11 protein-coding genes and 1 pseudogene are annotated in these 12006 nt (G+C 41.4%); 6 read left to right on the plus strand and 6 right to left on the minus strand.

What is annotated here, in order from left to right; genetic code table 11:
- The first annotated feature begins 111 nt into the window (after positions 1-111).
- The 6 genes and pseudogenes from AC1F2U_RS24895 (at position 112) to AC1F2U_RS24920 (ending at position 5067) form a co-directional block, all read left to right on the plus strand.
- Positions 112-2184, plus strand: coding sequence for a protein kinase domain-containing protein (locus tag AC1F2U_RS24895; protein WP_480263519.1), 2073 nt, complete (start codon positions 112-114; stop codon positions 2182-2184).
- Between the two features lie 256 nt (positions 2185-2440).
- Positions 2441-3688: an O-antigen ligase family protein gene (locus AC1F2U_RS24900; protein WP_480263520.1), complete on the plus strand. Its 1248-nt coding sequence runs from the start codon at positions 2441-2443 to the stop codon at positions 3686-3688.
- A 15-nt stretch (positions 3689-3703) separates the two neighbouring features.
- On the plus strand, positions 3704-3958 hold the full coding sequence (locus AC1F2U_RS24905; RefSeq protein ID WP_480263521.1) for a hypothetical protein: 255 nt from the start codon (positions 3704-3706) through the stop codon (positions 3956-3958).
- Between the two features lie 26 nt (positions 3959-3984).
- Positions 3985-4176: pseudogene (locus AC1F2U_RS24910) on the plus strand (glycosyltransferase); the annotation flags it as partial.
- Positions 4177-4332: 156 nt separating this feature from the next.
- Positions 4333-4848 carry a glycosyltransferase gene (locus AC1F2U_RS24915; RefSeq protein ID WP_480263522.1) on the plus strand — a complete coding sequence of 172 codons (516 nt, stop codon included), beginning with the start codon at positions 4333-4335 and terminating at the stop codon, positions 4846-4848.
- A gap of 27 nt (positions 4849-4875) precedes the next feature.
- Positions 4876-5067 carry a hypothetical protein gene (locus AC1F2U_RS24920; protein ID WP_322730244.1) on the plus strand — a complete coding sequence of 64 codons (192 nt, stop codon included), beginning with the start codon at positions 4876-4878 and terminating at the stop codon, positions 5065-5067.
- Between the two features lie 24 nt (positions 5068-5091).
- Here AC1F2U_RS24920 and AC1F2U_RS24925 read toward each other — a convergent pair whose 3' ends face one another.
- The 6 genes from AC1F2U_RS24925 to AC1F2U_RS24950 all read right to left on the minus strand — a co-directional run bounded on the left by AC1F2U_RS24925 (position 5092) and on the right by AC1F2U_RS24950 (position 11986).
- Complete coding sequence (locus AC1F2U_RS24925; protein ID WP_480263523.1) at positions 5092-7713, minus strand: chloride channel protein; 2622 nt, start codon at positions 7711-7713, stop codon at positions 5092-5094.
- Between the two features lie 278 nt (positions 7714-7991).
- Positions 7992-9305 (minus strand): TldD/PmbA family protein, encoded by a 1314-nt coding sequence (locus AC1F2U_RS24930; protein ID WP_480263524.1) that lies wholly within the window; start codon positions 9303-9305, stop codon positions 7992-7994.
- Between the two features lie 383 nt (positions 9306-9688).
- Positions 9689-10549: a Tab2 family RNA-binding protein gene (locus AC1F2U_RS24935; RefSeq protein WP_480263525.1), complete on the minus strand. Its 861-nt coding sequence runs from the start codon at positions 10547-10549 to the stop codon at positions 9689-9691.
- 122 nt (positions 10550-10671) lie between these two features.
- Entirely contained in the window at positions 10672-10866 is a 195-nt protein-coding gene (locus AC1F2U_RS24940; RefSeq protein WP_334899995.1) for a DUF6887 family protein, read from the minus strand.
- Positions 10863-11045, minus strand: a complete 183-nt coding sequence (locus AC1F2U_RS24945) for a DUF6888 family protein (RefSeq protein WP_442942837.1) — start codon at positions 11043-11045, stop codon at positions 10863-10865. Before AC1F2U_RS24945 ends, AC1F2U_RS24940 begins: the two co-directional genes overlap by 4 nt.
- Positions 11046-11341: 296 nt before the next feature.
- Positions 11342-11986, minus strand: a complete 645-nt coding sequence (locus tag AC1F2U_RS24950; RefSeq protein WP_480263526.1) for an HAD-IA family hydrolase — start codon at positions 11984-11986, stop codon at positions 11342-11344.
- Between the last annotated feature and the right edge of the window lie 20 nt (positions 11987-12006).

A 12006-nucleotide genomic window follows, 5' to 3' on the forward strand; every position in this document is an offset into this window, starting at 1 on the left:
AGGTAAGGAAATTGGAGATTTGTATAGTGTCTCAGTGATATTTACTAACAAGAGAGATTATACTGCATGACTTAAGATGAATATATACCCCAACTGAAATGGATTCCCAGTATGCTCTGTTGTGTGAATCCCGATTGCCAAAAACCCTTAAATCCTGATAAAAACAACTATTGCCACAGTTGTAGAGCGGAATTGATACCCCTGCTAGGAGGTCGCTATCGTCCCACTCAGGTTTTATCAGACGAGGGCGGATTTGGTAGAACCTATCTAGCCAAAGATGTACACAAACTGAGCGAATGCTGTGTTGTTAAGCAATTCGCGCCAAAACTTCAGGGAACTGGGCCGCTAACCAAGGCCGTTGAACTATTTAAACAAGAAGCGAGTCGGCTGCAAGAACTGGCAGAACATCCGCAAATTCCAACTTTATTGGCTTATTTTGAGCAAAATAGCTATCTCTTTTTGGTGCAGCAGTTTATCGATGGGCAAAACTTGCTCAAAGAATCGGAAACGCGGGCAAACTATAACGAAACGGAGATTCGCCAACTTTTGCTAGATTTACTGCCAGTACTGAAGTTTATCCATCTGCGGGGAGTGATTCACCGAGATATCAAGCCACAGAATATTATTCGCCGTCAAAGTGACGGGCGATTAATCCTCATTGATTTTGGAGCTTCCAAGCTGCTGACAGCAACAGTGCAGACTAGAATGGGCACTGTTATTGGCTCACACGGTTACACTGCACTTGAACAGATGCAAGATGGAAAAGCTTACCCAGCCAGTGATTTATTCAGTTTGGGAGCTACTTGTTTTCATCTTCTGACTGGGGTTCGCCCATCTCAACTGTGGATATACCAGGGTTATGGTTGGGTTGGATCTTGGCGGCAATATTTAACCAATTCAGGTAGGGACGAGATTTCTATATCTGTAGAGTTGGGTGAAGTTTTGGATAAGCTGTTGCAACTAGATATCCAAAAGCGTTATCAATCGGCTGATGAAGTCATCAATGACTTGACACCCCAAATACCATCATTGTCATCAGTGCCCCCAACTATACTGACTCCAACATTTGCAGCTTCCCCAGCAAACAAGGTGCCAGTTTCACCAAAATCAAATAACAATCTGAAAAGTCAACTGCTGTTAGGTTCTAGCATTTTAGTGTTGGGATTAGGGGGAGTTTGGTATTTTCAGTCTCGTCCTCAGACAGTCAGCGAGGCTCCTCAACCTATTTCTCAGCCTATTTCTCAGCCTATTCAGCCCCAAAAAAACGTCTCAGAAAATTCTTATTCACCCAAACCCTTCAAGGGGCATTCTAGTGACGTGAATTCCGTAGCTTTCAGTCCTGATGGTACAACCCTTGGCAGCGCCAGTGATGATAAGACAATCAAGCTATGGAATCTGACAGGTGGACAGGAAATCCGCACTTTAGAAGGGCATTCCAATTGGATTTGGACTATAGCTTTCAGTCCTGATAGCAAAATCCTCGCTAGTGGCAGTGCGGACAAGACAATCAAACTGTGGAATCTGGAAACAGGAAAGTTAATTCGCACCTTGCAGGGAAATAGCGATGGAGTTACTTCTGTAGGTTTCAGTCCTGATGGCAAAACCCTTGCGAGTGGCAATGCTAGTAAGGATATGAAAATCAAACTGTGGAATCTGGAGACAGGAAAGTTAATCCGCACCTTAGAGGGACATACCAGTGGTATTGCATCTGTAGTTTTCAGTCCTGATGGTAAAACCCTTGCCAGCGGTAGCTGGGATAAAACAATTAAATTGTGGAATCTGGGAACAGGAAAGTTAATCCGCACCTTAGAGGGAAATCCAGAGTCGATTCTCTCAGTTGCTTTTGCTCCCGATGGCGTCATCCTTGCCAGTGGCAGTAAAGACAAGACAATTAAATTGTGGAATCTGAAAACAGGAAAGTTAATCCACACTTTGAAGGGACATAATGATAAGGTTAATTCTGTCGCCTTTTTGCCAAGCGTAAGTTCAAATGGTATTACCCTTGTAAGTGGTAGTAGTGACAAGACAATCAAACTTTGGAACCCAGTCACAGGAAAGGAAATCCGCACTTTGGAGACAGGTTCTGGATATATTTATGCTGTTGCCATTAGCCCAGATGGACAAACCATTGCTGGCGGTGGAAGTGGTGAGAACATTCTCAAAATTTGGCAGATGATTAATTAAAAATATCTGATAGTGTACATTTATCGGGATAGATTGCGACTTTTTCGGGTTCTACCTCAGAATATTTAGCTGTGCAAAAATCTTAGATTAATCCTAGCTTTAAAAGATGATATTAGCGAAGACTGTAATATGATAATATTCTTGACGTGCTCAGGATTATAGCTTGAAAAAAATATCAAAATCTATCCATAAACCTACTTTCGTAGGTTTATATAGGTTTTTTATTGTCAAAAAAAATATCTCTAAATAAAAGTTTATGATTAATAATATATTTTTCCTGCTCGTACTATTTTCTTCACTTTTAGGGCGAGTTAAATTTCCAGGAATAAATATTGGTATTCATTATTTATTACTTCCTGTATTTAGCTTGGGAATCATTGGTTTCTCTTTAAAAGAGATACCAGAAGTTGTTAAGAAGCATAAAATAATTTTGATATCTATAAGTTTAATGTATATATGGATGTGGCTGTCCTCATTAATGAGCGAGTTTCCAAATATTGCTATTACTTATAGTCTTAAATATTCAAGTTATTATATATTGTTTTTTGCTTTTTTAATATTAACTTTTAAGAAGATAGCAACACCATCTTTAACATTTTATTATCGTTGCATATTCTACTTACTACAGATAATTGCAGTTTTGGGTTTTTTAGAAGTTTTCCTTCCCAACAACTGGATATTTAAATTATTAAAGTTCCCTAGCTTTTATCCTGAGATTGGTTCAATTATGCAAAACCCTAATCAGTTTGGGGTCATAGTCGCCATTGGATTATGTTTAAGTCTGATTTTAGAAAAACATAATAAAATTTCTAAAATTGAATTACATTTAAGCGAATTAATTTTTACAATTTCCTTAGCTTTGTCTGCTAGCGGAAATGGTTGGTTAATTTTTCTAATTGGTATGTTTCTTTTGCTGATATATAAAATTATTAGTTTAGGAAAAATGATTTATCTAATAAGCTTGTTGTTTTTATGCATTGTAACTGTACCAGTTTCTACACAGAGACTTGGTTTGGCAGATAGTAAAATATTCCCATTAATTAATGTATTTTTAGAAAATTCAAATTCAGTAAATCCAAACGGAAAAAAGCCTCATACTCTTGTAGTAACAGGTTTGTCAAGGTTTCAAATCTGGCAAGCAGCTATTAATGAAACTATTAAAAGACCACTTACTGGTATAGGTATAGGGGTTTTTCCAGACCAGATAGGAGTGAAAGTTTGGGGAAAAAAAGGTTATCACGCACACAATATATTTTTAAATGTGTCAGCAGAACAAGGAATTCCTGGATTATTACTATTTACTAACTTTTTAGCAAAAATAGCATTTAAAGTGAAATATGCTAATCCTTTAATTACTGTTCCAATTATTCTGTTTTTAGTGTCTCAAAGTATAGATTTTTTTACTGAAGACTATACTTTTACAACTATTGAGTTTTATTTTATAGCAGCAGCTATCAATTATCGAAAAGATGTTGTTATGCAATTAAAACCTGAAATTATTTAAAATGATAAAAAACCTATGATTGCTAAACCTCATTTTTACTTAATATTTCCGAATATATTTGATTTCAAGGGAGGTATTCAAGTTTACTCAAAATTTTTGCTGAAAGCTTTACAAGATATATATCCTGAAGCTAATTATGACGTGTTCCTCAAGTATGACAAGTATAATTTAAAACAGCCAGATAAATTGCAGTTTTTAAGTTCAACAAGATTTCATTATTTTGGAGATTTACCAAAATTATTGCAAACAATTTTTTTACCACGAAAATAATTATTTTAGCTATTTTTCAAAATCCCATTATAGTAATTTCCACTCATGTTAACTATGCGATTGTTTGTTATATTCTAAAATTTTTCACTGGAATTCCTTACTGGGTTGTTGCTCATGGGTTAGAAGTTTGGGATATTGACAACAAGGCAACAAAATTCGCTTTAGAAAAAGCAGATAAAATCATTAGCGTTAGTAATTATACTCGCCAACGCTTGCTTCAAAATACAAATATTGATTCCGAAAAAATAGTTATTTTACCTAATACATTTGATGCTAGTAAGTTTATAATAAGTTCTAAACCTACCTACTTACTCAAGCGATATAATTTAACAGCCGAACAGCCTGTAATTTTAACAGTAACGCGGCTGGGAAGCATGGCAAAATACAAGGGTTATGACCAAATCTTGCACGCTTTAGTTAAAGTGCGATCGCCTCTCCCTAATGTTCACTTTATTCTTGCAGGTAAAGGAGATGATATACCTCGAATTAAAACTTTAGTTACCAACTTAAATCTACAAGATTGTGTGACAATTGCCGGATTTGTTCCAGATAAAGAATTGTGCGATCATTACAATCTCTGCGATGTTTTTGCTCTGCCTAGTAAAGGAGAAGGATTTGGGATTGTTTTTCTAGAAGCTTTAGCTTGTGGTAAACCTGTATTAGCGGGTAATCAAGATGGTTCTATAGATCCCTTAGCTGACGGGAAGTTGGGATGTTTGGTCGATCCTGATAATGTTGAAGAAATTGCCGATAATCTAATTCAAATCCTGCAAGGTAATTGCTCTAATCCAGTAATTTACCAGCAAGAATACTTACAACAAAAAACTATTGAAGCTTTTGATTTTAGGCAGTTTCGTGCAAGTTTAGCAAAGTTAGTTAGTAGTAATTAGTTACAATTTAACAAAATTTGGAAAAAAATGGACGACTCAGTATTTGTTATATTTCTTGCCTTTGGATTTCTTTGGGTTTTGATGGGAGTTGTCGGTTGGATTGCGTTTCTCAAATCTGAGGGTGAGGAAATTAAGTTTGGTAAGTGGGGACTTATAGTTGCTATTCCAATCTTAATACCAATTATTGTTACTCTGATTATTGGTGTATTTTATCATTAAAAAACTCACTAAAATCTATGTTTTTTATTTTTGAATCGCACCTCTAACCAAAATCACTGTACTCTCGACACCAGAGGCGATCGCTTCGGGAATATTACCTTGAATCGCTTGCTGTAACAATCCCTCGCGGGATGCTCCCAAAACTACAACGTCATAACCTTCGGTTTTCACTAGGTTAATCACACCTTCGGCGACTGAATTAGCTTGCACGGGGAGAGCAACTACAGTACTGGACAATTTGCGGCGACGCATCAAATGACGGATGGCTTGTTCTGAAATTGACATATCTGGCTTGAGTTCAGATGGCTTAAACACCTGTGTCAGGCGAATTTTTGGATCGTTTCCTAATGTAATTAAAGCCGGTAGCAATTTAATTGCCAGTGGGGAATTGGGGCCACCAGCCACTGGAACTAGCCAACGGTTAAACTGGGGACTGGAAATTGGGGATTGAATAGTGCCTAATTTTACTAATACGACTTCGCAGGTGGCTTGGCGAATTATGGTGTCAACAACGCTGCCAAAAATCCGACCAGGGGTAGATGTGTTACCTTTCCATCCCATTAAGATTAGGTCGATGTGTTGTTCGTTGATTGTCTCCAAAATTGCCTGTGCCACATCGTGGGTAACTCGAATCTGCGTGTGTAAAGGAATTTTCCACTTTTTTGCTAAGACTTCTGCCTGTCGTAGCAAGCGGCGGCTTTTTGCCGTTCTTACCTGTGTTTCTGATGGGGAACTGTGGCGGGGTATCAGCATCACTTGCACGCAATCTATTTCATAATGGCGATCGCGGGCAATAGCTGCTGCCATTTGTAATAAAATACCTGCTGTTTCGGGATTTGCTACGGGTACTAATAATCTACCTCTACCAATGCTGGGCGATCGCGTCTGGTAAACTATGTATGAAGGTTCTGGTCGCAGTTTCGGTGTCGCATTCTCACAATTGAGATGATCTGCTTCCGCCCGAATAATATCTGCACGGGTAATAATCCCAATCAGTTTTCGTCTATCTACCACCGGTAAGCGACTGATTTGATAGCGATCGAGTAAATACAGTACATTACTTAGGGTGTGAATTGGTGATACTGTCATCGGGACAGATGTCATAATTTCTTTTAAGAAAATATCGGCTAGATTGCGATCGCGAAATGTGTGGTTTGTACTCTCGCGGATTTTTAACAAATCTGATTGCGTTACAATCCCCACTAACTTGCTATCTTCTACCACAGGGAAACCGCGATGATGGGAACGAGCAAAAGCTTGCATTGCTTCTTCCAAGCTCATCTCTGCATCTAGAGTTTCTACCCGTTCTTGCATCACATCTTTTGCAGTTAACTTGGTTAATGCTCCTTCCATCGCAACTTCTTTGGTGAGAGTAATACCTTTTAACTCCAAAAGCTTCTCATAAAGCGAACCAGGCATTACCTTATCCGCAACCAGGTAAGCTGTGACAGAAACAATCATCAAAGGTAGCACCAGGTTGAAATCTGTAGTCATCTCAAAGACAATCACAATTGCTGTGATTGGCACTTTGGAAACAGCGCTAAAAAATCCACCCATACCCGCTAGGGCGTAAGTCGTAGGAGAACCAACTCCGGTGATATATAACTCAGATACACCGATGATGTGTCCTAAGCAAGAACCTAAAATCAGACTGGGAGCGAATAATCCCCCCGGCGCTCCCGAACCAAATGCAATCAGTGTGAGGATGAACTGGGCCGCAAAGGCGATCGCTGCGACGCTAGGATGGGAATCTCCAGTAATTAATGACTCTCTTAATCCCGTATTATCACGGAAGGATGGGGGAAGCAGTGCCACGACAACACCAGAGATAAATCCAGCTAAAGCTACCTGCAAGGGTAAGCTGATGTGTAATCTTCTGTAAAATTTAATACTAAATATAATGCCGCGATTAAATAATGCACCAAACAAGCCTGCCAAAATACCCAACAGTATGAAAAAGGGAATTTCTGGGATGGAGAATTGGCTGGAAGATTTTACTAATTGCAAGTTAAGGTCAAAAGAGCCACCACCTAAAAGTCGGGATATCACGCCACCAATAAAGGAGGCGATAATGGCAGTTCCGAGAGTCAATCCTGATAAATCTTGGAGTAATTCTTCAACGATAAATAATACACCTGCGATCGGGGCATTGAAAGCAGCAGCCAAACCCGCACCCGCACCAGCTGCAATCATCTGCCGTCGATGATCTGGGGAAGTGGGAACCCAACGACTCATCCCTGCTGCCAAACCTGCCCCCACTTGGACAGTAGGGCCTTGCCGTCCCAGAGTCATGCCGGAACCGATGGCGATGATGGCACTGAGTAACTTCACACCTGCTACCCGCCAAGATAATGTCACAGGCACATTGGCCAGAGATGCTTTGACTTGGGGAATACCGCTACCAGAAGCCTCTGGTGCTAATCTATCCACCAACCATCCAGCCAGAAATCCCAGGATAAGACCAATTGCAGGTAGTACCAGCCATGCCGGCAAAAGCTGGGTAGTATGCACTCGCCATGTCCCCAACCATCCCGATCCGACTTTCAGGAATACCGCAGATAGGGCAGCAACCAGACCGATAATACAGGCTTCGGCGATCGCTAAACCCCTTCTAGGCTGCCACCAGGTGCGAAAACGCTGATTCATACCAGTTTTGGATTTTAGATTTTGGACTTCGACTTCTCTACGAGACGCACTCGCGTTCGCTCAGTCCTTCCCTGCGGGACGCTACGCGTAGCTTGCTTCCACGAAGTGGTACGACTACGCTCAGGAACCATCGAACGATTTTTTATTACAAATCTTGACTAAAAAGCTGTTCGGTGGAATCTTCAGAGGATGTTTTAAAAGTCATTGGCAAAATACAATTCGCTACTACACAGGCACTGTCCCCAATTACGAATTACGAATTACGAATTACGAATTACTTAATTGCTTCTTCCCGTAGTAGATAGCCCTTCTACGATCAGAGACGGAGTATAACAAGAACCATTCCAATCAACATCGTTGCCTAGTGTAACCAATTGCTTCAGGGCTGTGTAAACATTACCTGCAACCATCGTATCCTTAACGCGCCCAATTACTTGACCATTTTGGACGCGGTAGCCTAAATCAATGTTGATCGAAAAATCTCCAGAAATACTGCCGCCACCACCCAACATTTGATCGACAATCAAGCCATTATCTAGTTGTTGAATCAAATCTGGTAGCGATGCCGAACCTGGCTGGATGAGAAAATTAAATAAACCAGGGGTAGGATAGCTACCTAAACCAGGGCGAAAACCATTTCCAGTGGTGTTAGTACCCAGTTGGGAGCCGCTAGTGCGATCGCTATAGAAATGCTGTAAAGTCCCGTTTTGGATAAATACTAGAGATTGAGTCGGAGTGCCTTCATCATCAAAAGGGCAACTGTAAGGGCCAGCTTCTGGATCTTGGTAGATGGTGAGACTAGGTGCAACTACTTCCTTACCCAAACGTTCTGCCCAAGGTGAAGCTGCTTCTAAAACTCGCTTGCCATTCAAAGCGGCTTGTACAGTACCCCAAAGCATATCGGCGGCTTTAGAAGTAAACAAAATCGGCACACGACCAGTAGGAGGTGAAATATTTTCACTCGACCAAATTAACCGTTGTAAAATTTGGTTAGCTAATCTCTGTGGATCGAGTTCTCCCCGCTTGGTTTGACCATCGGCAACACTTAAAAAATCATCACCACGCACCCATTCTGCTGATATGTAGCAGCTGAGGGTAGTGTCTGTATAATGACAATCTAAACCTTTAGTGTTGACTAGTCTGGTGGTTTCAATATCACATTCCCAGTCACCATTGCATACAACATCCGGATAGGCATCACGGATAAGTGCGATCGCTTCTTTGCCCCAGTCCACCAAAACCTCTATCGGGAAACTTTCTCCTAAATTGGGGTAGTCAGGCTGAAAGTTAGAGCCTAATTCTACAGTTTCCGGTTGATTTAGTTGACTCAGAGCCAGAGCTTTTTCCACCATTACTTCGGCTAAGACAGAACCGTAAGCTACCGTCAGTCCCGGACGCCCGTTTCGCCAAAGCCGTAGTGCTGTGCCTTCAGATTGATTAGTTTCTAGCTGTTTGAGTCGGTTTGCTTCAAAAAACACGGGACGAGAAAGCGATCGCGACTGATACACTTCAGCAGCTTCTGCTCCAGATTTTATAGCTAGTTCCAGCAACTGTTCGGCTAGTGTATCTTGTGACAAATTTTCAGAACCCATGACCCTTAGTGAATTGTGGATTTTGAACCGCATATCAACGCTGTCTCAACAGAAGTGCGATGTCTACGACGGGCTACGCCTACGCACTTTCCAGTGATGAACGCAGATAACTATCCAAAAATCATCAATGTTTCTTTACAGTTACGATTTAAAACCGCAGATCGACACTGATGGACGCAGTTAATTATCCCAAATCATTGTCATGTCTCAACGGATCTAGTCATTTGTCATTTGTCATTGGTCATTTGTCATTTGTCATTGGGCACAAGATACAGAGGGGCAGAGGGAAAAACTTACTGCAACTTCTCCTCTGCTCCCCTACCCCCCTGCTCCCCTGCTCCCCTGCTCCCCTGCTCCCCTGCTCCCCTGCCCCCTGCCCATTTTCACAAATTAACCTCTTGCAACAGCCAAAAACCAGCAAAAGATTCTGCTTTGGGATCGGACTGTACGCCGATAAAATGTACTCCATTAGCTTTTTGCTTGGCTGCTTCAAAACCTTTGGCTTCTGCTAAGATTTGAGGTTTTTTGATATTTGCCACAATCCAGCTTTCAGTTACACCAGTTTCTAAAAGTAATCTTGCCTCTTCGCTGGTATCAAATTTTAAAAAAGCCAACTCCAAACCAGACATCCACCCAGCCAAGGGTAGCGCTCTCGATGAGAAAATCAAAATACCAGGAATACGAGCTTCAGGTGAAACTTTCGCCAACTCTAAAGGGAAAGCTTCACCAAAGCCAATTTCCCACTCTGGCATATCAGCAAAATCCGCAGCATCTAAAGTAACAAATACCCACTGCTGTCCTTCCAAGGCATCTGGTAAACGTTGCGGCAAAGGTTTCTCTAAGCGGACTGAGGGATTAGTCCCTCCTTGATACCCTTCCTCTTGAGGATAGACTTCTTGCATCCGCTTTTCTAACCATTGGTTGAGAACCAAAGTGCGACGGCTAGGCTGGGCGGGAATGCCCAAATCTTGGCAAGCTTTAGTAATCATATTGTTCATTTGGCGGCGGAAAAAGCGGATTTTAATTGGTGCTTTTCCAGCTTGGTCAATAGCTTCCTGCAATGCTGTCCGCAACCAGCCCGAATTTACCTGGGTACTGGGACAATATTGAGCATAACGAAACAAAGAGTCTACTTTTGTGCCGATATCCAACGGGCTTTCGCAGACTAAGACTTCCCAAACTTTTTTTTGATTAGCGTCCAAAATCGGACGAGAGTAAAAATCGATTTCCCAAATACTGCCCATGTTTTGCGGTAAAAATCTGGCTGTTATGTTTTCCTGATATCTCGATCATACGAGTGTTGGGGCAGTAGGGGAATAAGGGAGTGGGGAGTGGGGGAGAAAGAGAGGTAGATTAATGAGAACACTTAAGTTTGTTGAGGTGAAGAATTAATTCGCTTTTGCAATTCTGCTTCAAACTCTTCATCGGTGGTACAAAGCACACTGGGGCGAGAGCGAATAATGTTCAAGTAGTGCTGGAATGCATCTTCATCTTGAGGATTTCGTCGCACGTAATCGCGTAATTCTTGTTCTGTCAATGATTCATAATTTGGTGTAGTCATTCGATTAGTACCTCTCCGTTTGGAAGTATCTCTATTTGTATTGTGTCTCCAATTAGCATGACTATTCGATTGGTGCGAGAGTCCAGGCGAACTAAGTTAATAGGTAATAGTAGTGCGGTAACTCTTACCGATCTTTGGTAGAGCGATTTTAACTGCTCTAGTGTTGGTTCCAATTTCACCTCTATTTAGTTATCTAGGTTTGAACCCAAGAAGGCGAGGAAATGGCGCCTGAAGGTATTTATTCTGTAGGGCATTTGTGCCAGTGGTTAATGATAACAAGGCAGCCTACGCTGTTAAGATTCCTTTGGCTTGGATGGGTACGACTCGCAAATGTCGTTACCAAACCAAGTGCAATTTGCGTTTTAGGGTGTAGGCGTAGCCCAACCCAGGTATCGCTCTTAACAAACCCTGTTAGCCTTATAATTAACCTCGGCTGAAACCATGATTTTTCAGAAAGTTTGTAAAAGTTTGCGAGCTAGTGACGGTTAATCCAAACTCCTCTGAGTCCAGCTGCTTTAGCTGCATGATAATCTTCTACAATGCTATCGCCGATATGCCACGCCGCCTCAGGGGAACATTTATGTTTGTCTAAGGCAATGGCAAAAATTTGCGGGTCGGGTTTAGCTGCACGTACCTGCGTAGAAATGGTGACGGAGGTAAAAAACTCTCTCAATCCCAAACTTTGCAATACTGAGTAAATCCGAGAATCAAAATTGGACAGCACCCCCAGGCTAACTCCCAACCGCCGCCAGTTGATTAAAGCTGGTAAAACATCGGGATAGACAAACCACGGTTCGCCAGTGCCAAAGTGAATGTAAAGTTCGCTAAAAAAAGCCGAAAAGTCAGAAAATTCCTTGAGAACACCTGCCCTTTCAAAAGTGTTCAGAGCAATTATCCGCCACCAATCAAACTCACGCTGGGGAATATCTTGCAGTTCTGCATCTGGAAATATCGGCGGCGGCGCTGCTTTAAAGCTTTGGATGAAGGCTGTATTTAATGTTTCGGCTGAAACTGTAACGCCAAATTCCTGGGCTATCTGACTATAAACTTCGCCCACACCACCTTTGACATCGAAGAGTGTACCCACAGCATCTAAAAAAATAACTTTCGGTTGTTCCATCAAAGTTTGAAAATTTTGAA

The sequence above is a fragment of the Nostoc sp. LEGE 12454 genome, assembly GCF_056620565.1.

What these genes read in the sequence shown, in the direction of transcription:
- AC1F2U_RS24895 (WP_480263519.1), top strand. Translation starts at nt 112, where the DNA reads ATGCTCTGTTGTGTGAATCCCGATTGCCAAAAACCCTTAAATCCTGAT.
- AC1F2U_RS24900 (WP_480263520.1), top strand. Translation starts at nt 2,441, where the DNA reads ATGATTAATAATATATTTTTCCTGCTCGTACTATTTTCTTCACTTTTA.
- AC1F2U_RS24905 (WP_480263521.1), top strand. Translation starts at nt 3,704, where the DNA reads ATGATTGCTAAACCTCATTTTTACTTAATATTTCCGAATATATTTGAT.
- AC1F2U_RS24915 (WP_480263522.1), top strand. Translation starts at nt 4,333, where the DNA reads ATGGCAAAATACAAGGGTTATGACCAAATCTTGCACGCTTTAGTTAAA.
- AC1F2U_RS24920 (WP_322730244.1), top strand. Translation starts at nt 4,876, where the DNA reads ATGGACGACTCAGTATTTGTTATATTTCTTGCCTTTGGATTTCTTTGG.
- AC1F2U_RS24925 (WP_480263523.1), bottom strand. Translation starts at nt 7,713, where the DNA reads ATGAATCAGCGTTTTCGCACCTGGTGGCAGCCTAGAAGGGGTTTAGCG.
- AC1F2U_RS24930 (WP_480263524.1), bottom strand. Translation starts at nt 9,305, where the DNA reads ATGGGTTCTGAAAATTTGTCACAAGATACACTAGCCGAACAGTTGCTG.
- AC1F2U_RS24935 (WP_480263525.1), bottom strand. Translation starts at nt 10,549, where the DNA reads ATGGGCAGTATTTGGGAAATCGATTTTTACTCTCGTCCGATTTTGGAC.
- AC1F2U_RS24940 (WP_334899995.1), bottom strand. Translation starts at nt 10,866, where the DNA reads ATGACTACACCAAATTATGAATCATTGACAGAACAAGAATTACGCGAT.
- AC1F2U_RS24950 (WP_480263526.1), bottom strand. Translation starts at nt 11,986, where the DNA reads ATGGAACAACCGAAAGTTATTTTTTTAGATGCTGTGGGTACACTCTTC.